This window comes from Streptomyces sp. NPDC104307 (assembly GCF_055584045.1).
Genome location: NZ_JBVJMU010000009.1, coordinates 84,321 through 108,546 on the forward strand (window position 1 = coordinate 84,321; position 24,226 = coordinate 108,546).

Consider the following 24,226-nt stretch of genomic DNA (forward strand, 5'->3'; position numbering starts at 1 on the left):
TCCGGAAAGTCACGCCCCCATGTCCCGCTTCCTCGTCCGTCGAATCCTCGGCGCGCTGGTCATCCTGCTGATCATCAGCGCCATCACCTTCGGCCTCTTCTACGCCATCCCGCGAGACCCGGCGATGATGTCGTGCGGCAAGAACTGCACACCGGACGCACTCGCCCAGATCCGCAAGAACCTGGGCATCGACTCGCCGGTCCCGGTGCAGTTCTGGCACTGGCTGGTCGGCATCTTCGCGGGGCGCGACTACGCCGGATACGGCTACTGCGACGCGCCCTGTCTCGGCTACTCCTTCGCCAACCGTGAACCTGTCCTCGGCACGATCATGGACCGCCTGCCGACCACTCTCTCGCTCGCCTTCGGGGCGGCCGTCGTCTTCCTGGTCCTGGGAATCGGCGCGGGCATGCTCGCAGCCCTCAAGCAGGGAAAGTTCCTGGACAAGTTCGCCAGTTCGGCCTCGTTGCTCGGGTCCTCACTACAGATCTACTTCGTCGGATACATCGCGATGTTCTTCCTGGTCTCGAAGCTGGGTCTGCTGTCCCAGCCGTCATACACCCCGATCACCGAGGACCCCGGCGCCTGGGTCTCCGGGCTCCTCCTGCCGTGGCTCACCCTGGCGATCATCTTCACGGCCAACTACACCCGTATGACACGGTCCCAACTCGTTGAGGAACTCAGCGAGGATTACGTGCGCACGGCCCGCGCCAAGGGTCTGTCACGTGCGAATGTGTTCTTCCGGTTCGCCTGGCGAGGCGCCATGGGGCCGATCGTCACAGTCTTCGGTATTGATCTGGGGACACTGATCGGCGGCGCGATCATCACGGAGACAACATTCAGCATGCAGGGCGTCGGCCGCCTCGCGGTGGACTCCGTGAACAAGAGCGATCTACCGATGCTGCTGGGCGTCACCATCCTGTCGGCCGGCGCGATCGTTGTCTTCAACATCGTCGTCGACGCCGTCTACGCCCTGATCGACCCGCGGATCCGGCTCGCCTGACACCGGACACCTCGCCCTCGACAGTTACTCCGGCAACACCTCTCAGGAGCGTCCCCGTGACGAGCACCGATCAACAGCCCTTTCTTTCCATCAGGGATCTGAAGGTCCATTTCTCCACCGAAGACGGCGTCGTCAAAGCCGTGGACGGCCTTTCCTTCGATCTGGCCAGGGGCAAGACACTCGGCATCGTCGGCGAGTCGGGTTCGGGCAAGTCGGTCACGAACCTGACGATCCTGGGCCTGCACGACCGTGACCGAACCGCCATCGACGGGCAGATCCTGCTCGATGGCAATGACCTGCTCAGCGCCAACGAACGGGAACTGGAACGGCTGCGCGGCAACAAGATGTCGATGATCTTCCAGGATGCGCTCGCTTCACTGTCTCCGTACCACACGACCGGCAAGCAGATCAGCGAGACGTACCGCAAGCACACCGGCGCCTCGAAGAAAGAGTCGCGGCAGCGTGCGATCGAGATGCTGAGGCGCGTCGGCATCCCCCAGCCGGACATCCGAGTGGACGACTACCCGCACCAGTTCTCCGGCGGTATGCGCCAGCGGGCCATGATCGCCATGGCACTGGTCTGCGACCCCGAGCTGCTGATCGCGGACGAGCCCACCACCGCTCTCGATGTGACGGTGCAGGCCCAGATCATGGACCTCCTCAAGGACCTCCAGCAGGAGTTCGGCACAGCCATCATCTTCATCACACATGACCTCGGTGTCATCGCGGACATCGCGGACGACGTACTCGTCATGTACGGCGGCCGGTGCGTGGAGCACGGCACCAAGAACGGGGTGCTGCGGGCGCCTCAGCATCCCTATACCTGGGGCCTGCTGGGCTCGATGCCCAGCCTGGAGGGGCCGGTCGACGTACCGCTGTCACCGATCCCGGGCTCACCGCCCTCGCTCCTCAACCCGCCGTCCGGCTGTAGTTTCCATCCGCGTTGCGCGTTCACGGAGAAGGTAAGGAGCGGGCTCTGTGCCGCCGAACGCCCCCCGCTCGAAACCGCCGAAAGCCACGGCGCCGCCTGCCACCTCACCGCGGACCAACGCCGTGACTTCTTCGCCGACCATGCCGCGCCCCGGTCGCACTGACGTATAAGAGACGGGACCCCACGACCATGAACAGCACGAGCCCCCTCCTGGACGTCACAGATCTGACCAAGCACTTCCCGGTGATGGCTGGCTTTCCGTTCAAGCGGAAGATCGGCGCAGTTCAGGCCGTCGACGGCCTGAACCTCCAGATCTCCGAGGGCGAGAGCCTGGGCCTGGTCGGTGAGTCCGGCTGCGGCAAGTCGACGACGGGCCGGCTCATCACGCGTCTGCTGGAGCCCACCGGCGGGACGATCAGCTACCGCGGCCAGGACATCACGCACGCAGGCCGTCAGAAACTCGCCCCGATCCGCTCCGAGATCCAGATGATCTTCCAGGACCCGTACGCGTCACTGAATCCGCGCCAGACGGTCGGCAAGATCATCTCCGCCCCGATGGAGATCAACGGAATCAAGCCGCACGGCGGCTTCGAGCGACGGGTCCGCGAGCTCCTGGAGACCGTCGGGCTCAACCCTGAGCACTACAACCGGTTCCCGCACGAATTCTCCGGCGGCCAGCGCCAGCGCATCGGAGTGGCCCGAGCGCTCGCCTCGGAGCCGAAGCTGATCGTGGCGGACGAGCCCGTCTCGGCGTTGGACGTGTCGATCCAGGCGCAAGTCGTGAACCTGCTCCAGCAGCTCCAGCAGGAACTGGGCATCGCGTTCCTGTTCATCGCCCACGACCTCGCGATCGTTCGGCACTTCTCGCAGCGGGTCGCCGTCATGTACCTCGGCCGGATCGTGGAGATCGCCGACCGCGAGGACCTGTACGCCGGCCCTCGCCACCCTTACACCCGCGCCCTGCTCTCCGCCGTGCCCGAAGCCACCGCCGACGACGCGCCGTCCCGCGAACGCATCCGGCTGACCGGAGACGTCCCCTCCCCCGTCAATCCGCCGTCCGGCTGCCGCTTTCGCACCCGCTGCTGGAAGGCAACGGACAGGTGTGCCAGCGAGACCCCACAGCTGGTACAGGTCCGGGACGGCACGGGCGGGCATCTGACGGCCTGCCACTATCCGGAGGAGCCCAGCCTCACCCCGTCCATTCCGCAGGCGCGTACGGCGTCCGACGCCCCGCGGCCCGACAAGAACCCCAAGGCCGAGGGCTGACTCCCCATCCGATACCTCCTGCCCAGGAGACCGAGCGCGTAGGCCCATTGACCCAAGCCACCCGCGGGCCCGGCTTCAGGGAACAGAGGACAGGCGCCCGGAACCGATCGGTTCCGGGCGCCTCTGCGTGCCGGAGGCGGTACGGCCCCTGCCGCGCCGAGCCCTGAACACGACCGGCGCCATGATCTCCTCAGGCTTCACGAGAAAAGCTCAAAATTCGCTCAACTCCCATACATGGCAAGCGCATTCACTGCCAGCATGTGATGCGTCCACATGAAACCTCTCAGATCAGGAGGATCTACGTGAAGCGTCTCATGAGCACCGTTGTCAGTACCGCGCTGCTGAGCGCCGGAGTCGTGGCCGGGGCGGCCGCTCCGGCGTCGGCCGGCACCAAGTGCCCGACGAACCCGACCTACACGATCGGCAACAAGACGACCGTCTGGCGCGCGACCAATGTGCACAGCGACTGGGCGAAGCCCGGCGTCACGATCAGTTACGCCAAGAACAAGACCGGCACCTGGACCGCGACAGGCACCGCCACCGTCGGCGCCGAAGCGGGCGTGATCTTCGCCAAGGCCTCCACCTCGTTCAGCGTGGCGGTCGGCAAGTCCTGGGCGAAGTCGGACACCTGGACGTACTCGACCGAGGTCGCGAAGAAGAAGGGTAAGAGCCGGGGGCGGCTGATGATGTATCACGAGGCCAAGGGATTCAGCGTCACCAAGACGCACATGGAGCCGAAGTCGGGCGGCGGCTGCCGGAAGGTGCAGAGCTGGAAAAAGAGCGGCAACGTCGCTCCGGTGAGGAGAAGCAACAACCTGTGGGGTATCCAGTACAAGTAGCCCCCCGCGCGGCAGCTCACCGCGAACCGGCATAAAGCGGAGGATGACGGTTCGCCATGAGGACAGCGAAGGCCCGGAAACCCATGAGGGTTTCCGGGCCTTCCGTGCCTGTATGTCCGGAACGGGCCTACGAGGCCGCGCCGACCACGTCCTTCTCCTCCGCGAAGTGGCAGGCCGACTCGTGCGCGGCCAGCGTCGTGGAGGTCTTGAAGCGCTCGGGGATGGCCAGCAGCGGCATCTCCTCGGCGCACCTGGCCTCGGCCTTCCAGCAGCGGGTGCGGAAGCGGCAGCCGGAGGGCGGGTTGGCCGGCGAGGGGACGTCTCCGGAGAGGATGATCCGCTCGCGGCCCTCACGGGCCTCCGGGTCCGGGACCGGGACCGCCGACAGCAGCGCCTGGGTGTAGGGGTGCGTCGGGTGGTCGTAGATCTGCGTGTCCGTACCGATCTCGGCCATCTTGCCGAGGTACATGACGCCGACCCGGTCCGAGATGTGCCGGACGATCGACAGGTCGTGCGCGATGAAGAGGTAGGAGAGGTTGAACTCGTCCTGGAGCTTCTCCATCAGGTTGATGACCTGAGCCTGCACCGACACGTCGAGCGCGGAGACCGGCTCGTCGCAGATGATGATCTCGGGGTTGAGCGCGAGGCCCCGGGCGATGCCGATGCGCTGGCGCTGACCGCCCGAGAACTGGTGCGGATAGCGGTTGATGTACTCCGGGTTGAGACCGACGACGTCCAGGAGCTCCTGGACCTTGCGGCGGCGGTCGCCCTTCGGAGCCACCTCGGGGTGGATCTCGTAGGGCTCCCCGATGATGTCGCCCACCGTCATACGGGGGTTCAGCGAGGTGTACGGGTCCTGGAACACCATCTGGATGTTGCGGCGCACGGCCTTCAGCGCGCGGCCGGACAGCTTGGTGATGTCCTGGCCCTTGAAGAAGACCTCGCCCGCGGTGGCCTGCTCCAGTGTCATCAGGAGCTTGGCGACGGTGGACTTGCCACAGCCGGACTCGCCCACGATGCCGAGCGTCTCGCCCGCGTAGAGGTCGAACGAGATCCCGTCGACGGCCTTGACGGCCCCGACCTGCTTCTTGAACAGGATGCCCTGGGTCAGCGGGAAGTGCTTGACCAGGTTGCGGACCTGGAGGATCGGCTCGCCCTGCGACACGGGGGCGTCGATGGCGGCTACGGCCTCCGCCTCCGTGCCCGCGTCGACCGTCTCCACTTCGGTGACGTTCGGGGTGGCGTCCACGGGCTCCTTCTTCATGTCAGCCATGGATCGTCTCCTTCCAGAAGTGGCAGGCGCTGCCGCGTCCGACCAGCTCGGCGCCGTCCTGTTCGGTCACCGGGGTCAGGGCCGGGATGTCCGTACGGCAGATGTCCTGCGCCATGGTGCAGCGCGGGTTGAAGGCACAGCCCGACGGCACGTGGAGCAGGTTGGGCGGCAGGCCCTTGATCGCGAAGAGCTCCTGGCCCTTCTGGTCAAGGCGCGGGATCGATTCCAGCAGCCCCTTGGTGTAGGGGTGCGCCGGCCGCTTGTAGATCTCGTGGACCGGGGCGGTCTCGACGATCCGGCCCGCGTACATCACGGCGATCTTGTCCGCGACGTCCGCGACGACACCCAGGTCGTGGGTGATCAGGATCAGGCCCATGTTGTACTCGCGCTGGAGCTCCGCGAGCAGGTCCATCACCTGGGCCTGGACCGTCACGTCGAGCGCGGTGGTCGGCTCGTCCGCGATGATCAGGTCCGGTTCCAGGGCGAGCGCCATGGCGATCATGATGCGCTGGCGCATACCGCCGGAGAACTGGTGCGGGTAGTCCGCGACCCGGGCCGCGGCGGCGGGGATCTTGACCTGGTCCATCAGCTCGATGGCCTTGGCCTTGGCTTCCTTCTTGGACAGGCCCTGGTGGACCCGGAACATCTCGCCGAGCTGGTAGCCGACGGTGAGGACCGGGTTCAGCGAGGAGAGCGCGTCCTGGAAGATCATCGCGATCTTCTGGCCGCGGATCTTCCGGCGCTCCTCGTAGGACATCTTGAGCATGTCCTGGCCGCGGAAGAGGATCTCGCCCTGCGGGATCCTGCCCGGCGGCATGTCGAGGATGCCCATGATGGCCTGGGCCGTCACGGACTTGCCGGAGCCCGACTCACCGAGCACGGCGAGGGTCTCACCGGCGTTCACGGTGTAGTTGACACCGTTGACCGCCTTGGCCACACCGTCACGGGTGTGGAACTCCACGTGCAGATCACGGACGTCGAGCAGCGGGCCGACGTGGCCGTCACCCGAGCGCGGGGACGGGACTTCGGCGGTCTTGTCGATGGTGGTCACGTTCACCCTCCTTATCGCGACTTGGGATCGAGGGCGTTGCGGACGGCTTCGCCGAGCATGATGAACGCCAGAACGGTGATGCTGAGCATGATCGACGGGTACAGCAGGATGTGCTGCGCGGTACGGATCTGGGCGGCGCCGCCGGAGATGTCCATGCCCCACGAGATCGTCGGGTCGGCGAGACCCAGACCGAGGTAGGACAGGGTCGCCTCGGCGGAGATGTAGACACCGAGCGAGATGGTGGCGACCACGATCACCGGGGCCATGGCGTTGGGCAGGATGTGCCGGAAGAGGATCCGGTTGGTACCCGCGCCCAGCGCTCTGGCGGCCTGCACGTAGTCCGACTGTTTGATCACGATCACCGCACCGCGCATGACACGCGCGATCTGGGTCCAGCCCAGGAACGCCAGGGCGAAGATGACCACCCATACCGTCCGGTCGGAGAAGGCCTGCAGCACCACCATGGCGCCCAGCAGGAAGGGGATGCCGAGGAAGACGTTGGTGAAGAACCCGGAGAGCAGGGCGTCGACCCAGCCGCCGAAGTAGCCGGCGAGCATGCCGATCAGCCCGCCGAACAGCGTCACCAGGAGCGTCACGCAGATACCGACGGTCACCGAGGCGCGGGTGCCGTAGATGACACGCGCGAAGACACTGTGGCCCTGGCCGTCGTAACCGAGCCAGCCCTCGGAGCCGATCTTGCTCAGCTCCGGCTTGCCCAGGTAGTGGTGCACCAGGTCGGCGGAGGTCGGCGAGGCACTCGTGAACAGGCCGGGGAAGACGGCGATCACCAGCAGGATGACGATCAGTACCGACGAGATGATGAAGTACCAGTTGGTACGCAGGTCCCGCCAGGCGTCGCCCCAGAGGCTGCGGGCCTTCTCGGCCTTGACGACCGCCGAGGGGTCCGCGAGGGGCGCCTTGGCGTCCTCGGGAGCGGGAGCGGTCTTGGTCACGTCAGGCATAACGGATCCTCGGGTCCAGGACCGCGTACAGCAGGTCGACGATGAGGCTCATGAGGAGGTAGACGAGCACCAGAATGGTGACGAGGCCGACGAGCGTCGTGCCCTCGCGCTTCTGGATCGACTCGTAGATCGTGCCGCCGATGCCCTTCACGTTGAACAGGCCCTCGGTGACGACCGCGCCGCCCATCAGGGCACCGAGGTCGGTGCCGAGGAAGGTGATCACGGGGATCAGCGAGTTGCGCATCAGGTGCACGCCGACGATGCGCCGCTTGGGAAGTCCCTTGGCGATGGCGGTGCGCATGTAGTCGGAGCGCAGGTTCTCGGCCATCGTCGTACGCGTGAGCCGCGCGACGTAGGCGAGGGAGAGTGATCCCAGCACGATGGCTGGTGCCAGTAGTTCGCTCCATTTGGCCTCACCGGACACGTTCGGAGAGATCCAGTCCAGCTGGAAGGCGAACACCGCCTTGATGATGAAGCCGAGGACGAACACCGGGATCGAGATGATCAGCAGGGTGAAGACCAGGACCACGTTGTCGGTGAGCCGGCCGGCGCGCAGGCCGGCGATCGTCCCGAGGCTGATGCCCACGACGATCTCGATGACGAACGCCATGCCGGCCAGCCGGAGGGTGACGGGGAACGCGTCGCCGAGGACGTCCGTGACGGGACGCCCGCTGGCTATCTGATCGCCGAAATCGAAATGCAGGACGATGCCTGTCATGTAATTCCAGTACTGCTGCAGAATCGGCAGATCAAGGCCCTTTTCATGGCGAAGTCTCGCCAGTGTGGCCGGATCGACACCCTTGTCCCCGAAGAGCCCGCGCACGGGGTCGCCGGGCAGCGTGTAGACCATCAGGAAGATCAGCAGCGTTGTCCCGAGGAAGACCGGGATCATCTGGAGCAGTCGTCGTGCGACATAGCGCCCCATCATGCCTCCATGTAATAGGCAAGCAGCAGCCAACGGGCCCTCCCCCGCACCCGACTTCCCCCTGAGGGTTCGTCGGATGCGTGGAAGGGCCCCCCGGCCACGGCGTGCGGACAGGCGCGGACCGTCTTTCAGCGGTCCCGCGCCCGCGCGCGGACTACGTCGGTGTGGTTACTTCTTGACTTCGATCTTGGTCAGGATCGGGTCGCCGTCCTGCGCGTAATCGACGTTCTGGACCTTCTCCGAGTAACCGGCGTTGACCTTGTAGTACCAGAGCGGGATGGAGGGCATGTAGTTCACCAGCTCCTTCTCGATCTTCTGGTAGGCCGCGACGGACGCGTCGAGGGAAGCCGCGGAGTCGGCCTTCTTGATCTCCGCGTCAAGGCCCTTGTTCGAGAAGTCACCCTGGTTACCGGCTGCGCCGGTACGGAACAGGTCCGAGATGAAGTTCGCGTTCACCGGGTAGTCGAGCACCCAGCCGGAGCGGTAGAGGGACTTGACCTCCTTGGCGTCACGCGCGTTCGTGTCGGCCTGGAAGTCGGCCTTCGAGTCGGTGGTGCAAGCGACACCGGTGGACTGCTTGATGCTGTTGCAGACCGCCTCGACCCATTCCTTGTGGCCGCCGTCGGCGTTGAACTGGATCGAGATCTTGTTGCCCGGGACGCCGCCACCCTCCTTGATGAGAGCCTTGGCCTTCGCCGGGTCGTACTTGGTGACGTCGCCCGCGGCGTCCTTCTGGTAGCCGAGAACACCCTGGGCGACCCAGCCGGTGGCCGGCTCGCGCGTGCCCTGGAGCACGGTCTTGGTGATCGTGTCGCGGTCGATGCCCATCGACAGGCCCTGGAGGACCTTCGGGTCGATGTCCTTGAACTGCTTGGTGTAGAAGGCGACAGCGATCGTCTGGATCGACGAGTACGGCTTGTCCACCGCGCGGTCACCGAGGTCGGAACGGTAGACCGGGAGGTCCTTCGGGCCGATCTGACGCAGGACGTCGACGTTGCCCGACTTCAGGTCCTCGTAGGCGGTTTCGAGGGTGGTGTAGTTCTTGAAGATCACACCACCGTTCTTCGCCTTGTCGGCACCCTTGTAGTCGTCGTTGCGGACGACCTTGATCTGCTTCTTGTGGTCCCAGCTGACGAACTTGTACGCGCCGTTGCCGACCGGCTTCTCGCCGGCGGCCTTCGGGTCCGCGTAGAAGGACTCGGGCAGCGGGGAGAAGACCGTGTAGCCGAGCTTGTAAGAGAAGTACGGCAGCGCCGAGTTCAGCTCGATGGTGAACGTGTAGTCGTCCACCTTCTTCAGACCGGACATGGCGTCCGACTTCGGCTTGGCCTTGGCGTCATCGGGGTGGACGTCGGAGAAGCCCTTGATGTCGCCGAACCAGGACGCGTTGGTCTGGTTGTTCTTGATGTTCGCGGCCCAGTTCCAGGCCTTGATGTACGACTCCGCCGTGACCGGGGTCCCGTCGTGGAACTTCCAGTCCTTCTTGAGCTTGACCGTCCAGAGCTTGCTGTCCTTGGTGTCGACAGACTCGGCGTTGATCATCTCAAGCTTGCCGGCCGGGTCGTAGTCGACCAGCTGCGAGAAGATCGAGTCGGTGACGATGCTGCCGTTCGACTCCATCGTGTTGGCCGGCTGCAGCGGGTTCTGCGGCTCACCGACCTCGACGGAGAAGATGCCGTCAGCGTTGACAGCTCCCTTGGAGCCGCCCTTGCCCTTGTCGGCGTCGTCGTCCCCGCCGCCACAAGCGGTCGCAGCCAGGGCGATGATGGCCGCTCCCGCGACCCACTTGGCGCTCTTGGCACCACGCATGGGTTCCTCCTCATGAGTCCACTTTTGACTACAAGAAGGGCACTGGATTGATACACCGACACCCCTGACGGTGATCGTTTCAGTGCCCTGAGTGTGCTCGTGAGTCGGCACTCCCCACAGTGCGTGACCCATTGACCCGAGCTCAATGGAGCCAACTATTAAGTACGACTGGGCTGTAAACCACACTTAAAGGGTCTCGTTTTGACAACATCCCCGGGCCGCGTGGATCAAAATACGGACAAAATGACCCCAGACAGACACACCCGAAACGGACTGTTAACACATGTTCCGGAGAGCGACGCCCGATATCCGGACGGATGGTCCACAAAATCGGGTTGACCTCGCGGCCCAGTCGGTCCGTCCCCGCACCCGGCGAATCACGGAGCGGCGGCGCGGCCGGCCGGCGGCCTGAAGCGGACTCCGGCCCGCCGGTTACGGATGGTTCAAGCGTAAGCCAATAGGCGGGCGGACATGGCCTGTTCACGTCCGTCACGGCCGGTACGGCCGTCGTGCGGCCGTCGTGCGGCCGTCGTGCGGCCGTCGTGCGGCCGTCGTGCGGCCGTCGTGCGGCCGTCGTGCGGCCGTCGTGCGGCCGTCGTGCGTGCAGCCGGTCACCGGGGCCGCCACGCGGCCGGCCACGGCAAGGCCACAGCAAAAGGGGCCCGGCACCGCGTGGTGAGCGGTGCCGGGCCCCTTCTGGCATGCCGTGAGGGCCGTGCGCTTGAGCCGTGCCTGTGCCCCTGTGCCGTCCCGGCGGGCCTCCGGGCGGGCGGCGGGGTCAGGTCAGCGCTTGGCGCGCGACGCGGAGCGGCCGCGCTCCTTCTGGTCCAGGACGACCTTGCGGATACGCACGGTCTCCGGGGTCACCTCGATGCACTCGTCGTCGCGGCAGAACTCCAGGGACTGCTCCAGCGACAGCTTGCGGGCGGGCACCACGTTCTCCGTGGTGTCCGCGGAAGCCGCACGCATGTTGGTGAGCTTCTTCTCCTTGGTGATGTTCACGTCCATGTCGTCGGAGCGCGAGTTCTCACCGATGATCATGCCCTCGTAGACCTCCGTGGTGGCCTCGGTGAAGATGACACCGCGCTCCTGGAGGTTGACCATCGCGAACGGCGTCACGACGCCCGCGCGGTCCGCGACCAGCGAGCCGTTGTGACGGGTACGCAGGTCACCGAACCACGGCTCGTGGCCCTCGAAGAGGGAGTGCGCGATGCCGGTGCCGCGGGTCTGGGTCAGGAACTCCGTACGGAAGCCGATGAGGCCGCGGGACGGGACGATCCACTCCATGCGGACCCAGCCCGAACCGTGGTTCGTCATCGTCTCCATGCGGCCCTTGCGGGTCGCCATGAGCTGCGTGATCGCGCCGAGGTGCTCCTCGGGCGAGTCGATGGTCATGCGCTCGATGGGCTCGTACGTCTTGCCCTCGACCTGCTTCGTGACGACCTGCGGCTTGCCGACCGTCAGCTCGAAGCCCTCGCGGCGCATGGTCTCGATGAGGATCGCCAGCGCGAGCTCACCACGGCCCTGCACCTCCCAGGCGTCGGGGCGCTCGGTGTCCAGGACACGCAGCGAGACGTTACCGACCAGCTCGCGGTCCAGACGGTCCTTGATCTGACGGGCGGTGACCTTGTGGCCCTTGCCGCCCTTGCCGACCAGCGGCGAGGTGTTCGCACCGATGGTCATCGAGATGGCGGGCTCGTCGACCGTGATGAGCGGCAGCGCGATCGGGTTCTCGGGGTCGGCCAGGGTCTCGCCGATCATGATGTCCGGGATACCGGCGATCGCGCAGATGTCGCCGGGACCGGCCTTCTCCGCAGGCTTGCGGGTGAGCGCCTCGGTCATCAGCAGCTCGGTGATGCGCACGTTGGACATCGTGCCGTCGCGCTTGATCCACGCGACGGTCTGGCCCTTGCGCAGCTCGCCCTGCTCGACACGGCAGAGCGCGATACGGCCGAGGAAGTTGTCGGCGTCCAGGTTGGTGACGTGGGCCTGGAGGGGGGCGTCCTCGTCGTACTCCGGGGCCGGGACCGCCGAGAGGATGGTGCTGAAGAACGGCTCCAGGCTGTCGCTGTCCGGCGGGACGGAACCGTCCTCCGGCTTGGTCAGCGAGGCGACGCCGTCACGGGCGCAGGCGTAGACGATCGGGAACTCGATCTGGTCCTCGTCGGCGTCCAGGTCCAGGAAGAGGTCGTACGTCTCGTCGATGACCTCGGCGATCCGGGAGTCCGGACGGTCCGTCTTGTTGATGCAGAGGATGACCGGCAGCTTGGCGGTCAGGGCCTTGCGGAGCACGAAGCGGGTCTGCGGGAGCGGACCCTCCGACGCGTCGACCAGCAGGACGACCGCGTCCACCATCGACAGGCCGCGCTCGACCTCGCCACCGAAGTCGGCGTGGCCAGGGGTGTCGATGATGTTGATGGTGATGACGTCGCCGCCATCCTTGGGGTGGTACTTCACGGCCGTGTTCTTGGCCAGGATCGTGATGCCCTTCTCACGCTCCAGGTCGTTCGAGTCCATCATGCGTTCGTCGAGGTTCTCGGCGGCGTGCGCCGCGAAGGCGCCGGCCTGCCGGAGCATGCCGTCGACCAGCGTGGTCTTGCCGTGGTCGACGTGGGCGACGATGGCTACGTTACGGATGTCGTGGCGCGTGGGCATGGGTGGCTTGCGCTTCTCTCGGATCGGGGATTCAGGCGTCTTAGTCGGTCTTGAGTCCTCGTACGCCCAGCCGGGCGGACGCGCCACGGCTAGTCCCATGGTACGGGCCGGTCGCCCCTGCGGCTTCCCGGGCAAGCCCTACCGGCCATGGAGGGGCCCTGTGCCACGCGGAAAGACCCGCGTCCGCTCCGTGTTCCCGCCCCCGTGATCAGGTGTTCCGGCGGATTTCACCGGTGGCCGTGTACGTGGCCACCCGGGCGGACTCGGATGGGGACGCGGGTGCGGACACGGGCCCGGCGGCCTCGGAGGTGGGGGCTCCGAGGCCGCGGTTCCGAGGGGGAGCTCGGAGTGCTGCCTGTGCGCCGCGGCCGTCGGGGTTGGGGCCCCGAGGACCGGAAGGCTGAGCGGCTGCCCGGGTCAGCGGGTGCACACAGCCTTGCCCGCCGGCAGGCCGGCGGGCAAGGGAATTGAGCCAGTTCTGAGCTTTCGGAACCCTGCGCTGACCTGCTATTTCCTGGGAGCGGCGGGGGCGCCGGCCGACTGCGGCTTCTTGAAGCCGATGTCCTGGTAGCGGGGCACTCCGAAGCCGAAGGCGCCGACGTTGACCAGCTTCTTGTCGGTCGCGACGAGCTGCGGACGCTGGTAGAGCGGAATCGATCCCGCCGCGGCCCAGATCCGGGCGTCGGCCTGCTTCATCAGCTTCGTGGCCGCGCTCTCGTCGAGTTCCCCGGCCGCCTGGTCGAAGAGCTGGTCGATGTGGTCGGAGCCGACGCGGGTGTAGTTCTGCTCGACGAGCAGCGAGCCGTCGGTGGCCGGTACCGGCTTGGCGAAGATCGGGCGGTCGTCGGTGGCCGGATAGGCGGTCGCGGGCCAGGAGTAGAGCGCCAGGTCGTAGTCACCGGAGGCGACGTGGTCCCGGAAGTAGCTCTCGTCGGAGACCTTGGTGATCTCGGTACGGATGCCGATCGTGTCGAGCATCGCCGCGATCCTGTCCCCGACGCCGCGCAGCGACTCGGAGCCGGGCCCCGAGGGCAGGACGAACCTCAGGGACAGCGGCTTGCCGTTCTTCCCGAGCGGGCCGCGGGCCGCGTCGGGCGCCTGGGCGGGCGCCGCGGTGCCGACCGGTGCGTAGGCTCCGGCGGCGCCACCGGGCTGCCGGTCCTGGGCGGCGATCCTGGCCGGGGCGTCCTCCGAGGCGCCCGTCTCGCCCAGGCGTCCGGCCTGGCGCAGCAGCGCGGCGCTCTGCACGGCGGCGGCGGGGGCCGGGGCGATGACGCGGGTGACGGCGCCCTCGGCCTCCCCGGGCTTGCTGTCGTCGCCCGGCTTGCTGTCGTCGCCGACGATGTACAGGCCGTCGTCCTTGGCGGGCTCGCGACCAGCGGCGTCGTCCTTCTTGCCGTCGTCCTTCTTGCCGTCGTCCTTCTTTTCCGCTGCCTTTTCCTCTGCCTTTTCCTTGGCGGCCTTCTCGTCCGCGGCCTTCTTGTCCTCGGCCGCCTTCTTGTCTTCGGCCGCCTTCTTGTCGGCCTCGGCCTTCTTGTCCGTCTGCTTCTCGCCCTCGCTGCCCGCCTTGGTGCCGTCCGTCTTCTTGAGGGCGCCCTCCTGGGTCCAGCCCGCGTCGGCCAGCAGCGCCTGAGCCTGCTTGGTGTCCTGACCGCCGAGTGCGCCGCTGCTGTCCTTGTAACCGGGCTGTCCGGCGAGAGCAAGGTGGCTGCCGAGCGGGGCCGCGGGCAGGCCGAGGGGCTTGAGTACGGTGTCGACGAGCTGCTGGCGGTCCAGGGCGCGGGCCACCGCCCGGCGTACCCGGTCGTCCGCGAGCGGCCCGGTCTCGCCGTTCAGGGCCAGCTGGGTGTAGGCGGGTTCCAGGGACTTGCGGACCACGTAGCCCCGCAAATCGTTCTGCTCGGTGGCGTACGCCTCGGCCGCCCGCGCCTGCTCGTCCCTGGCCGCCTGTGCCACCGCGGCCGCGTCCTCGTCGGAGCCGTGCGCCAGTGCCCAGGACCGCAGGGCCGCGGCCGGGGTGGTCCCGGAGCCGGGGCCGTGGGCGGGCGGCCCACTGTTTCCGACGTCCCGGGCGGCCTGGGCGATGCGGTGGGCCGCCGCCGGGTCGATGTCCGCGACGTCGATCTTTCCCTCGGTGAGCGCCTCGGTGCGGTCCTGCGGCTTGACCGCCTTGAAGACCAGCGAGTCGAGCTTGGCGGGACTGCCCCACCAGCGCGGGTTGCGGGTCAGCGTGACGGAGCCCGTCTCCTTGTCCACGTCGCGCAGCCGGAAGGGTCCTGCGGTCGCCTTGATCGTGGACCGCGTTCCGTCGTTGAAGGCGTCCGGGGAGCCCGTCACCTGCTTCGGGTACAGCGGCGAGAAGAGGGAACGCCAGTCCGCGTACGGCTTGGCGAAGGTGACCTTGACCTCCAGGTCGTCGGCGCCGCGCTCGATCTTCTCGATGCGCTCGTAGCCGGCGTTGCGGGCCGTCCAGAACGCGGAGTCCTTGCCGCTCAGGGCCCGCCACTGCGCGACGAAGTCCGGTGCCCCGATCTCCCGGCCGTCGCTCCAGACCGCTTGCTGGTTGAGCCGGTAGAGCACCACCTGCCGGGGCTCGTTCTCGACGACTTTCGCGGATTCCAGGTAGTCCGGGTTCAGCTGCGGACGGCCCTTGGCGTCCAGTGGGAAGAGCGTCGGCAGGAGGGCGCCGGTGATCCGGCCGGTCGCGCTGTCGGCGTCCGCCTGGAAGGCGTTGAGGGTGGCCGGCATCGCGTCGATCGCCCAGTTGACCGTGGAGCCGTCCGCGACCTGGGTGCGGGCCGCGGGCGCGATGTCCTGCGGGACGACGGAGGTGGGCGCCTCCTCCTTGCCGGAGCTGCAGCCGGCCAGCACGGGGATCGTGAGCACTCCCGTGGTCAGGAGCGCGAGCGAGCGGCGCTTTCGGGCTGCCCCGCGCGGGACGCCGACGTGGGACATGGCTGATACCTCCGGAGACGGCCCGGACCACCCGTAAGCGAATGGGCCGGATTATGCGTTTTTGGTGGCATTTGCAGTTGATCACACTGGTTCCGTTCATCCACTGAAAGCGCCCACGCGCGAGGGGCGCCGCAGACACGGCGCAGCCGGGCCGAAGCTCACCCGTGCGGCGGAACCGGACACTGGCCGGAATCCGCCGTTCCGGGGACCTGGAGTCGCTTGTATAGCATGCACATGACAATTCACGGCCCCGGGAGCCAGGTCGTGAGGTAGAGGCCCGCCGGGATCCGGCGGCGGGACCCGTCGTCCTGAGGGGTCCCGCCGCGCGAGCGGTCAGCCCAGGAGCTTGATGATGGCGTCGGTGGTGTCGGTCTCACCGAGGCGCGGGAAGATCCGCTCGACGCTGTTGTCGTGGGCCTCGGCGCTCATGTCCGTCACCGCGTCCGTGGCGACAGTGACGTGGTAGCCGTGCTCGTACGCGGAGCGGGCGGTGGACTCGACGCCGATGCTCGTCGCGATCCCGGCCACCACGACCTGGGTCACGCCGCGCCGGCGCAGCTGGAGGTCGAGGTCGGTGCCGTAGAAGGCGCCCCAGGTCAGCTTGGTGACGACGATGTCGCCCTCCTGCGGGCCGAGCTCGGGGGCGATGTCGGCCCAGTCGGCGGCGGGCTGACCGGAGCGGGCGGGGCCCTCGGTGCGGCCGGGGGCGCCGCCGGTGACGCGGACCAGGACGACCGGGAGGCCCTTGGCCCGGAACGCATCGGCGAGGGTCGCGGCGTGTGCGACGACATCGGCGCTGGGGTGGGCGGTGGGCAGACCGGTGATGCCCTTCTGGAGGTCGACGACGACCAGCGCGGTCTTCGGGTCGAGAGTGGTGGCGCTCATGGTGGTGCTCCTTGCTGGGTGGTGCGGAACGGTTGTCAGGTACGGCCGCGCAGGGCGCGATCGGTGACGGTGAGAACGATGAGGAGGACGCCCAGTACGGCGGCGACGCCGGCCATCAGGTGCAGGCCCCCGTCGCTGGTGGACCGGCCGTACGCGAGGGCGATCAGGCTGGACGCGGTGATGGCCCCGATGTACTGGGCGGTGCGCTGGAGGCCTGCGGCGGACCCGATCGACTCGGCGGGGGCGTAAGCCTGGACGGCGGCCTGGTTGCTCGTACCGATCAGCCCCTGCGGGATGCCGAAGCAGGCCCCGGCTAGCAGCAGGACGGCGAGCGGGGTGTCCCCGGTGAGGAACATCAGCAGGCCCGCCCCGGCGGTGAGCAGTACGCAGGCCAGGGTGAGCGGGCCACGGATGCCCTTCGTGCGGGCGCCGAGCAGTGAGCAGACGAGCGCGGCGACGGACATCGGCAGCATCAGCAGACCGGTGTGCCCGGACGAATAGCCACGGGCTTCCTCCAGCCACTGGGTGTATCCGTACATCACGCAGTAGATCAGTAGATAACTGACTCCGTGCCGCAGGTACGTCCGCGAGAGGGCGGCGTTTTCCGCCAGCATCCGGAGGTCGATGAAGGGGTTCGGGCGTCGCAGCTGCCACCGCACCAGCGCCGCGCCGAGCACCGCGAAGGGTGCGAGGAGCCACCACATCGGGTGGGCGAGGTCGAGCAGGAAGAAGACGAGCACGGTCAGGGCGGTGGTGAAGAGCCCGATGCCGAGGGGGTCCAGGTCGAGCCGTGGCGTACTGCCGTCGGCGGCCCGTCGGCGCGGCGGATCCGCCGGGATCCAGAGCAGGGCGGCGCCGAAGGCGATGAGCGCGACGGGCACGTTGACGGCGAAGATGCCGCGCCAGCCGACGACCATGACGAGCAGCCCGCCGAGCGTGGGGCCGACGGCCGCGCTGCCGAGCGCCGCGAAGGAGAGCCGGGCCAGGACGGAACGCGGGGTGGCCCGGCCGATCCGGGCGGACTCGTCGCGCAGCACCGCCATGGCGGCCGGATAGGCGGCCGACGTACCGATGCCGAGCAGCAGCCGGGACACGATCAGCCAGCCGAAGCTCGGCGCCACCGTCCCGACCAGGCCGGACGCGATGACGACGAGCAGTCCCGCGAGGAAGACGCGGCGGGGGCCGAGCACGTCGGCGAGTTTGCCCAGTACGGGCTGGGCCACCGCGCTCGCGAGGTACAGGACGGAGATCAGCCACGCGGTGTCGGCCGCGCCGATGTCGAAGTGGTGCCCGATCGCCACCAGGGCCGTGGAGATCATGGTGGTGTTGAGCGGGTTGAGCAGCGAGCCGATCAGCAGCGGGGCGGTGAGCCGGCCACTGAACCCGGGCACGAGGTCCCGCGCCGGTGCGGGTTCCTGCGGCGGCGCCGGCTCCGTCGTCGCCGGTGCCGGTGTTCGTGACGCCTCGGGTATCGCGGGTACGGGGTCGCGGCCGGTCATGAACCGACCAGCCGGTCGAGGAGGGCCGTCGCCTCGGCCAGGGTGCGGCGCTCCGCCCCGTCGAGTTCGGCTGCGATGGCCTCGGCGAGCCAGTTGCGCTTCGCGACCCGGACCTGGGCGAGCGTCGTGCGTCCGTCGCCGGTGATCGACATGACCGACTTGCGCCCGTCGTCCGGATCGGGCGCCCGCTCGACGAGTCCCTGCTCCTCCAGCGCGCCCAGGGTGAGCCGCATGGACTGCGGGCGTACGAACTCGGCGCGCGCCAGTGCGGCCGTCGTAGCCGGGCCCCCGTCCTCCAGCCGGGCCAGCACCGAGCGCTGGGTCGGCGTGAGCAGACTCTCGGACGACGAGGAACGCAGTCGCCGCAGCAGCCTGCCGACGACGGCCGCGAGGTCGTTCCCGACTTGCTCGGCCGTGGGGTCGACGGGGGTGGCGGCGGGCGGTTGCGTCATACGCCCACCGTAAAGATGTACAGGCCATCTTGCAAGGTTGCCTGTCGATCGCGGGATGGCCTTGCTCCCGTCAGGCCCCGCGATCTAGGGTGAATGCGCTTTCAAAACGCGTATGCCGATATGTGTCGGCACGGAAGAAGAAGCGGACGGACGGTCGAGTGAGCGCCCCAACGGTGTACGACGTCGCCGAGCGGTCGGGCGTCTCCATTGCCACGGTTTCACGGGTCTACCGCACCCCCGATTCGGTGCGCGCCCAGACCCGTGAGCGGGTCCTGGAGGCGGCGCGCGAGCTCGGCTACGTACCGAGCGGGAACGCCCGGGGCCTCGCCAGCCGCACCACCGGTGTGCTCGGGCTCTGCTTTCCCGACTACGCCGACCCGGACGCCGAGGCCGACGCCGAGGCGGACAGCGACGCCGACGACGCGGTGATGCTCTACTCCGACCAGATCATCCGCGGCATGGAGCGGGCCGCGCGGCGGCACGGATACGCCCTGCTGATCGCGGCATCGCTGGAGGGCGGACCGGAGAGCCTGGTCGCGAAGGTCGCGGGGCGGGTCGACGGCTTCGCCGTCCTGGCGCAGACCGTGCCGACCGAGGACCTTGAGGTGATATCGCGCCGGCTGCCGGTCGTGATGCTCGCCGGCCCCCGCGAGATCGACCACCTCGACCACATCGTCGTCGCCAACGCCGACGGCGAACGCGAGCTGACGCGCCACCTGATCGAGGACCACGGACTGCGCCGGCTCGCCTTCATCGCCGGCGACACCGACTCCCCGGACGCCGAGGCACGCTTCCGCGGCTTCCAGGAGGCGTGCCGGGATGCCGGGATCCCGGTGCCGGACGCGCCGAGCGTACGGACGACGATGATGACGCAGGCCGAGGGCGCGGGGGCCGCGGAACAGCTGCTGGACGCGGGCGGGCAGCGGCCGGAGGCGATGCTCTTCGCCAACGACCAGATGGCGGTGGGCGCCCTGCGCGCGCTGGCCAGGCGTGGTGTGCGGGTGCCCGAGGACATGGCGGTGACCGGCTTCGACGGAATCCCGCTCAGCCGGATCGTCCAGCCGCCGCTGACGACGGTGCGCCAGCCGATCCGGCAACTCGGCGAGCAGGCGGTCGAGCTGCTGGTGCAGCGACTGAACAACGCGGGCCGCGAACCGGTCTCGCTCACCCTCCCGGTCTCGCCGATCCGCCGCAGGAGCTGCGGCTGCGGCTGACCGGCCCGGGTCGCGTGACACCCGGCCGGGCAGTACGCGCGCCCCCGCGTCCTACGCGCACACCCCTCATCCCACGTCACCCCACGCGCGGAGCGCCCCTCACCCGCACGCCCGTCACCGCTCCAGCCGCTCCCCGAAGAACCGCGTGCGGCCCGCACCGAGCGCCGCCGCCTCGTCGGCCAGCCCCGGATGCTCGAAGTGCCCCGCGCTCAGCACCAGCAACTCCCGCTCCCCCGCCAGCGCGTTGTACACCGCGAACTGCCCCGGCGGCGGCACGGACGGGTCGAACAGAGCCGCGGCCACCAGCGTCGGCCGCTCCAGGAACCCGGCAGCCGTCGCGGCGTCGAAGTAGCTCAGCACCTCGGTGACCCCGGGATGCTCCCGGTGATACCCCCGGACCGACTCCCCGCTCCCCGCGCACGGCAGCGTGAGCCGCAGCGGGTGGTTACCGAAGGTGGGGACCGTCAGCTGCGCGGCCCCGAAGCGGTCGTCCCACGGCAGCGCCAGCGCACCGAGACCTCCGCCGAAGCTCTCCCCGAGATAGCCGAGCCGGCCCGCCCCCGCGAGCTCTGGGACCAGCTCCCGCAGCGCAGAGGCCGCACACCACAGGTCCGCCACGCAGTCACCGATCACATACGTCTCACGTGACTCGATGCCGTGCAGCACATGAGCACCGGAGACGTCCGGGACGCCCGGCACGAGACCGCGCGCCCCCATGCCCCGCACGCAGGGCAGGATCGCGGCAGAGCCGGCCAGGGGCAGCGGCACATCGGGCCCAGGCTCCTGCCGGCCGCCGTATCCGTGGCCGATGACGAACCCGTGGCGCACCGGCCCGTCCGCGGGCAGTACGAGCCAGCCCCCCAGACGCACCCCGCCGACCGAGGTGAACGTCACTCCGTGGATCCGGACACCGTCGCGCTCGCTCTCCAGCGGCCCGATCTCGGGCGCCGTGGCGACCTCGCGAGCCGCCTCGTGTCGGGATCGCCAGAAATCCGCGAAGTCGTCCGGTGCGGAGGGCGCCGGGATCGTCAGCAGTTCGTCGAGCGTGCGCCCGTACGACGGGTCAAAAGGGAATTCATGGACGAATGAAGACATGGTCACGACAATATCGCCTCCCGCTCGGCGCTATCCGGGCCGCAGGCGACCACGCTTCGCAAGCGTGCGAAATCGGTCACATCGCAGCCTTTTTCACAAACAGCACACTTACCGTTCCAAGTTGAACATTCAGATGTCCAATACGTTGCACGAGTGTGACCCAGCACCCTCTTGCGGATTCCTGAATCTCTGTCGCAGAGTGATGTATGCGCTTACAGGCAGCGCATACATTCGGATTGCTCAAGGAGGAGCCCTCCATGCCCCGCATCGCCAGAACCGCCTCCACCGGTATCGGTATCGCCGTCGTGCTCGCTCTCGGTCTGACCGCGTGCGGCAGCTCCGGTGGCGACGATGTCGCCGCGGACAAGAAGCAGACGCTCACTGTCTGGGCCATGGGGGCCGAGGGCGAGAAGCTCGCGGATGTGGCCAAGGTCTACGAGAAGGCCAACCCGAACATCACCGTGAAGGTGACCCCGGTCGGCTGGGACGTCGCCCACCAGAAGCTGGTCTCCGCGGCCGCCGCCGGCAGCATGCCGGACGTGGCACAGATGGGCGGCAGCTACATGGGCGAGTTCTCCGAGCTCGGTGTCCTGGAGCCGGTCGACACCAAGACTTTCCAGGAGAAGGACTTCTTCCCGGCCGGCTGGAAGCAGGGCGAGGTGGACGGCCAGGCTTACGGCGTGCCGTGGTACGTCGACACCCGCGTCCTCTACTACCGCACCGACCTGGCCAAGAAGGCCGGCATCACCAAGGCTCCGACCAACTGGAAGGAGATGCAGGACCTCGCCACCGCCTACCAGAAGAAGGCGGACACCAAGTGGGGCCTGTCCATCCAGCCCAGCGGACTGGACACGGTGCAGAACTTCTACTCCTTCCTGTACTCGGCCGGCGGCGAGATAGTCAACGACAAGGGCGATGTCGTTATCGACAGCCCCGCGGCCGTCAAGGCGCTCAAGGAGTACGGCTCGTACTTCTCCAAGGGGCTCTCCAACAAGTCCGTGCCGCCCGGCTACGACGTGGTCAAGGACTTCGGCAACGGCCGTGTCCCGATGTTCTTCGGCGGCCCCTGGCACGTCACCCTGCTGAACGAGGGCCAGCCGCAGCTCAAGGGCAAGTGGGCGGTGGCCAACGTTCCCACCGACAAGTCCTCCGTATCGATGGCCGGCGGCTCCTCCCTGGTGATCTCCAAGGACAGCGAGCACAAGGCCGCCGCCACCCAGTTCATCAAGTACCTCACCGACACCAAGGGCCAGGCCGACTGGTACAAGCGCACCAAGGACCTCCCGGCCAACACCGCCGCCTGGACCTCCGGTGACCTCGCCAACGACGCCGATCTGCAGATCTTCAAGAAGCAGATGGACACCGCCAAGTCCTCCCCGTCGCTCTCCAACTGGACCGAGGTCACCGACAAGGTCGACCAGGCCATCGCGAAGGTGACCCAGGGCAAGGCGTCCGCCGAGGACGCGCTGAAGACGGCGCAGTCCCAGATCGAAGGCCTCGTGAAGTAGGAGCCATGAGCACCACGACCGGAAAGGCCGCAGAGTCGGCCAAGGTGCAGGCCGGACCGGGGACCGCGAAGTCCCCGGCCGCCGGGCCCAAGGGTTCACGAAGCCGCAGGAAGCCCTCGCTGGGTATGCAGAACCTGGCCGGCTGGCTGTTCTCCACTCCCTTCCTCGTTCTCTTCCTCGTCTTCATGGCCGTCCCGATCATCGCCACCCTGGTAATGAGCTTCACGGACTTCGGGCTGCGCAACGTGACGCACCCGCTGGACGCGAACTTCATCGGATTCGAGAACTACACCAAGCTGTTCAGCGACGAGAAGTTCCTCAAGTCGCTTTTCAACACGGCGTACTTCGTGGTCATCGGCGTCCCGCTGACGATCTTCCTCGGACTGATCGTCGCCGTGCTGCTGAACAACGGCATCGACCGGGCCCGGACCTTCTTCCGCGTCGGCTTCTACGCTCCGGTCGTCACCACCATCGTCGCCGTCGCCGTCGTCTGGCGCTTCGTGCTCGATCCGAGCGACGGTCTCGTCGCGGGCCTCTTCTCCGAAGTGGGCCTCACCGCTCCGGACTTCCTGGGCTCCGAGAAGCTCGCCATGCCGTCGATGATCGCGATGGCGGTCTGGCGCAACGTCGGCACGGTCATGGTGCTCTTCATCGCAGGTCTGCAGGCCATTCCCACCGAGGTACGGGAAGCCGCGCGACTGGACGGTGCCGGCATCTGGCAGGAGTTCAGGGGCATCACCATCCCGCTCCTGCGGCCCACGATGCTCTACGCCACCGTGATCACCACGATCGGTTACCTCAATGTCTTCGAGGAGCCCTTCGTGATGACGCAGGGCGGGCCGTCGGACTCGACGCTCACCGTCTCATTGAACATGTACCGCGAGGGCTTCAACTTCTTCCACATGGGCTATGCGAGCGCCATGGCGTATGTCCTCTTCGTAGTGATCATGGGCATCACGGTGCTGCAGCTCCGACTGCTGAAGGACAACACGAAATGAGCGCCACCAATGCACCGGGCGCCGTCTCGACGGCGCCGTCGAAGAAGCCCGGGAAGGCCGAGCGGAAGGCAAGCGGCAAGGAGCCGAGGTCCCTGAAGCGGATCTTCGTCTACGTCCTGCTGTCGCTCGGTCTGCTGATCATGTCGGCGCCGTTCCTGTGGATGGCTCTGTCCTCGTTCAAGACGACCAGCGAACTGACCGCGAGCCCGCCCGTCTGGATCCCGACCGAATGGACCCTGGACAACTTCCGGGACCTGCTCGACAAGCTCGATCTGCCGCTGTACTTCATGAACTCGGTGATCGTGGCGGTGCTGGTCACCGTCTCGAACCTGGTCTTCTGCTCGATGCTCGGGTACGCCCTGGCCAAGCTGAAGTTCGCGGGCCGCAACAAGATCTTCGGTCTGGTTCTCGGTGCCCTCATGGTGCCAGGCAACCTCATGCTCCTGCCGCTCTTCGTCCTGATGAGCAAGCTGCAGCTGATCGACTCGTACGCCGGGCTGGTCCTGCCGTTCGCAGCCGGGGCCTTCGGCGTCTTCCTGATGCGGCAGTTCATGCAGTCGATCCCGGACGAACTGCTGGAAGCGGCCCGGATGGACGGCGCCGGCGAGTGGTACATCTTCTGGCGCATCGTGATGCCGCTGGTGAAGCCCGCCCTGGCGACGCTGTCGATCTTCACGTTCCTCGGTTCCTGGAACAACTTCGTCTGGCCGCTCATCGCGACGAACGATCCCGATAAATACACCCTTCCGGTCGCCCTGGCCACCTTCGCCACCGACCCGAACAAGGCGGGTGGCTCCAACGGCATGCTGATGGCCGGCTCCTTCCTGATCGTGCTGCCGGTCCTGGTCGTGTTCATCGCGCTCCAGCGGCACTTCACGCAGGGCATCGCCACCGCGGGCATGAAGTAGT

The 24,226-nt window shown here is 67.7% G+C and carries 19 protein-coding genes; 8 read left to right on the forward strand and 11 right to left on the reverse strand.

Annotated features, from left to right (window positions below):
• The first annotated feature begins 19 nt into the window (after positions 1-19).
• The 4 genes from ACZ601_RS22945 to ACZ601_RS22960 all read left to right on the forward strand — a co-directional run bounded on the left by ACZ601_RS22945 (position 20) and on the right by ACZ601_RS22960 (position 4,036).
• Positions 20-1,000: an ABC transporter permease gene (locus ACZ601_RS22945; RefSeq protein ID WP_469540828.1), complete on the forward strand. Its 981-nt coding sequence runs from the start codon at positions 20-22 to the stop codon at positions 998-1,000.
• A 56-nt stretch (positions 1,001-1,056) separates the two neighbouring features.
• Positions 1,057-2,094, forward strand: a complete 1,038-nt coding sequence (locus ACZ601_RS22950; protein ID WP_469540831.1) for an ABC transporter ATP-binding protein — start codon at positions 1,057-1,059, stop codon at positions 2,092-2,094.
• A 26-nt stretch (positions 2,095-2,120) separates the two neighbouring features.
• Positions 2,121-3,197: an ABC transporter ATP-binding protein gene (locus ACZ601_RS22955; protein ID WP_469540834.1), complete on the forward strand. Its 1,077-nt coding sequence runs from the start codon at positions 2,121-2,123 to the stop codon at positions 3,195-3,197.
• A gap of 314 nt (positions 3,198-3,511) precedes the next feature.
• Positions 3,512-4,036, forward strand: a complete 525-nt coding sequence (locus ACZ601_RS22960; protein ID WP_469540837.1) for a hypothetical protein — start codon at positions 3,512-3,514, stop codon at positions 4,034-4,036.
• A 127-nt stretch (positions 4,037-4,163) separates the two neighbouring features.
• Here the strand turns inward: ACZ601_RS22960 and ACZ601_RS22965 are convergent, their stop codons facing one another.
• The 10 genes from ACZ601_RS22965 to ACZ601_RS23010 form a co-directional block, all read right to left on the reverse strand.
• The gene (locus tag ACZ601_RS22965; protein ID WP_469540840.1) at positions 4,164-5,309 is read right to left on the reverse strand and encodes an ABC transporter ATP-binding protein; all 1,146 of its coding nucleotides are present in this window, start codon (positions 5,307-5,309) and stop codon (positions 4,164-4,166) included.
• On the reverse strand, positions 5,302-6,360 hold the full coding sequence (locus tag ACZ601_RS22970) for an ABC transporter ATP-binding protein (protein ID WP_440574908.1): 1,059 nt from the start codon (positions 6,358-6,360) through the stop codon (positions 5,302-5,304). The genes ACZ601_RS22965 and ACZ601_RS22970 overlap by 8 nt, the downstream gene beginning before the upstream one ends.
• Before the next feature lie 11 nt (positions 6,361-6,371).
• Positions 6,372-7,322, reverse strand: a complete 951-nt coding sequence (locus tag ACZ601_RS22975) for an ABC transporter permease (RefSeq protein WP_440574909.1) — start codon at positions 7,320-7,322, stop codon at positions 6,372-6,374.
• Positions 7,315-8,247 (reverse strand): ABC transporter permease, encoded by a 933-nt coding sequence (locus ACZ601_RS22980; protein WP_073736643.1) that lies wholly within the window; start codon positions 8,245-8,247, stop codon positions 7,315-7,317. The genes ACZ601_RS22975 and ACZ601_RS22980 overlap by 8 nt, the downstream gene beginning before the upstream one ends.
• Positions 8,248-8,415: 168 nt before the next feature.
• Positions 8,416-10,056, reverse strand: a complete 1,641-nt coding sequence (locus tag ACZ601_RS22985) for a peptide ABC transporter substrate-binding protein (RefSeq protein WP_440574910.1) — start codon at positions 10,054-10,056, stop codon at positions 8,416-8,418.
• 783 nt (positions 10,057-10,839) lie between these two features.
• Positions 10,840-12,711: a translational GTPase TypA gene (gene typA, locus ACZ601_RS22990; RefSeq protein ID WP_440574911.1), complete on the reverse strand. Its 1,872-nt coding sequence runs from the start codon at positions 12,709-12,711 to the stop codon at positions 10,840-10,842.
• A gap of 507 nt (positions 12,712-13,218) precedes the next feature.
• Positions 13,219-15,666: an ABC transporter family substrate-binding protein gene (locus ACZ601_RS22995; RefSeq protein WP_469540845.1), complete on the reverse strand. Its 2,448-nt coding sequence runs from the start codon at positions 15,664-15,666 to the stop codon at positions 13,219-13,221.
• Positions 15,667-15,999: 333 nt separating this feature from the next.
• Positions 16,000-16,551, reverse strand: a complete 552-nt coding sequence (locus ACZ601_RS23000) for an isochorismatase family protein (protein WP_371776326.1) — start codon at positions 16,549-16,551, stop codon at positions 16,000-16,002.
• A 35-nt stretch (positions 16,552-16,586) separates the two neighbouring features.
• Complete coding sequence (locus ACZ601_RS23005; RefSeq protein ID WP_469540849.1) at positions 16,587-18,050, reverse strand: MFS transporter; 1,464 nt, start codon at positions 18,048-18,050, stop codon at positions 16,587-16,589.
• Positions 18,047-18,502, reverse strand: a complete 456-nt coding sequence (locus ACZ601_RS23010; protein ID WP_440574914.1) for a MarR family winged helix-turn-helix transcriptional regulator — start codon at positions 18,500-18,502, stop codon at positions 18,047-18,049. Before ACZ601_RS23010 ends, ACZ601_RS23005 begins: the two co-directional genes overlap by 4 nt.
• 158 nt (positions 18,503-18,660) lie before the next feature.
• On the opposite strand from ACZ601_RS23010, the gene ACZ601_RS23015 reads away from it, so the two are divergent.
• The gene (locus tag ACZ601_RS23015; protein WP_469540853.1) at positions 18,661-19,716 is read left to right on the forward strand and encodes a LacI family DNA-binding transcriptional regulator; all 1,056 of its coding nucleotides are present in this window, start codon (positions 18,661-18,663) and stop codon (positions 19,714-19,716) included.
• 114 nt (positions 19,717-19,830) lie between these two features.
• Here ACZ601_RS23015 and ACZ601_RS23020 read toward each other — a convergent pair whose 3' ends face one another.
• Positions 19,831-20,811 carry an acetylxylan esterase gene (locus ACZ601_RS23020; protein WP_469540856.1) on the reverse strand — a complete coding sequence of 327 codons (981 nt, stop codon included), beginning with the start codon at positions 20,809-20,811 and terminating at the stop codon, positions 19,831-19,833.
• Positions 20,812-21,068: 257 nt separating this feature from the next.
• Between ACZ601_RS23020 and ACZ601_RS23025 the strand changes: the two genes are divergently transcribed.
• From ACZ601_RS23025 to ACZ601_RS23035, 3 genes are read left to right on the forward strand one after another with little or no spacing between them, the layout of a single operon-like run.
• Complete coding sequence (locus ACZ601_RS23025) at positions 21,069-22,319, forward strand: sugar ABC transporter substrate-binding protein (protein ID WP_469540859.1); 1,251 nt, start codon at positions 21,069-21,071, stop codon at positions 22,317-22,319.
• 5 nt (positions 22,320-22,324) lie between these two features.
• Positions 22,325-23,317 carry a carbohydrate ABC transporter permease gene (locus ACZ601_RS23030; protein WP_469540861.1) on the forward strand — a complete coding sequence of 331 codons (993 nt, stop codon included), beginning with the start codon at positions 22,325-22,327 and terminating at the stop codon, positions 23,315-23,317.
• A complete protein-coding gene (locus ACZ601_RS23035) occupies positions 23,314-24,225 on the forward strand; it encodes a carbohydrate ABC transporter permease (RefSeq protein WP_440574919.1) in 912 nt (303 codons plus the stop codon). The genes ACZ601_RS23030 and ACZ601_RS23035 overlap by 4 nt, the downstream gene beginning before the upstream one ends.
• The last annotated feature ends 1 nt before the right edge of the window (position 24,226 follow it).

Excerpts from the sequence above, each read along its gene's own strand:
- ACZ601_RS23025 (WP_469540859.1), top strand. The coding sequence starts at position 21,069 with ATGCCCCGCATCGCCAGAACCGCCTCCACCGGTATCGGTATCGCCGTC.
- ACZ601_RS22985 (WP_440574910.1), bottom strand. The coding sequence starts at position 10,056 with ATGCGTGGTGCCAAGAGCGCCAAGTGGGTCGCGGGAGCGGCCATCATC.
- ACZ601_RS23020 (WP_469540856.1), bottom strand. The coding sequence starts at position 20,811 with ATGTCTTCATTCGTCCATGAATTCCCTTTTGACCCGTCGTACGGGCGC.
- ACZ601_RS23035 (WP_440574919.1), top strand. The coding sequence starts at position 23,314 with ATGAGCGCCACCAATGCACCGGGCGCCGTCTCGACGGCGCCGTCGAAG.
- ACZ601_RS23000 (WP_371776326.1), bottom strand. The coding sequence starts at position 16,551 with ATGAGCGCCACCACTCTCGACCCGAAGACCGCGCTGGTCGTCGTCGAC.
- ACZ601_RS23010 (WP_440574914.1), bottom strand. The coding sequence starts at position 18,502 with ATGACGCAACCGCCCGCCGCCACCCCCGTCGACCCCACGGCCGAGCAA.
- ACZ601_RS23005 (WP_469540849.1), bottom strand. The coding sequence starts at position 18,050 with ATGACCGGCCGCGACCCCGTACCCGCGATACCCGAGGCGTCACGAACA.
- ACZ601_RS22980 (WP_073736643.1), bottom strand. The coding sequence starts at position 8,247 with ATGGGGCGCTATGTCGCACGACGACTGCTCCAGATGATCCCGGTCTTC.
- ACZ601_RS22960 (WP_469540837.1), top strand. The coding sequence starts at position 3,512 with ATGAGCACCGTTGTCAGTACCGCGCTGCTGAGCGCCGGAGTCGTGGCC.
- ACZ601_RS22975 (WP_440574909.1), bottom strand. The coding sequence starts at position 7,322 with ATGCCTGACGTGACCAAGACCGCTCCCGCTCCCGAGGACGCCAAGGCG.
- ACZ601_RS22965 (WP_469540840.1), bottom strand. The coding sequence starts at position 5,309 with ATGGCTGACATGAAGAAGGAGCCCGTGGACGCCACCCCGAACGTCACC.
- ACZ601_RS22995 (WP_469540845.1), bottom strand. The coding sequence starts at position 15,666 with ATGTCCCACGTCGGCGTCCCGCGCGGGGCAGCCCGAAAGCGCCGCTCG.
- ACZ601_RS23030 (WP_469540861.1), top strand. The coding sequence starts at position 22,325 with ATGAGCACCACGACCGGAAAGGCCGCAGAGTCGGCCAAGGTGCAGGCC.
- typA (WP_440574911.1), bottom strand. The coding sequence starts at position 12,711 with ATGCCCACGCGCCACGACATCCGTAACGTAGCCATCGTCGCCCACGTC.
- ACZ601_RS22945 (WP_469540828.1), top strand. The coding sequence starts at position 20 with ATGTCCCGCTTCCTCGTCCGTCGAATCCTCGGCGCGCTGGTCATCCTG.
- ACZ601_RS22955 (WP_469540834.1), top strand. The coding sequence starts at position 2,121 with ATGAACAGCACGAGCCCCCTCCTGGACGTCACAGATCTGACCAAGCAC.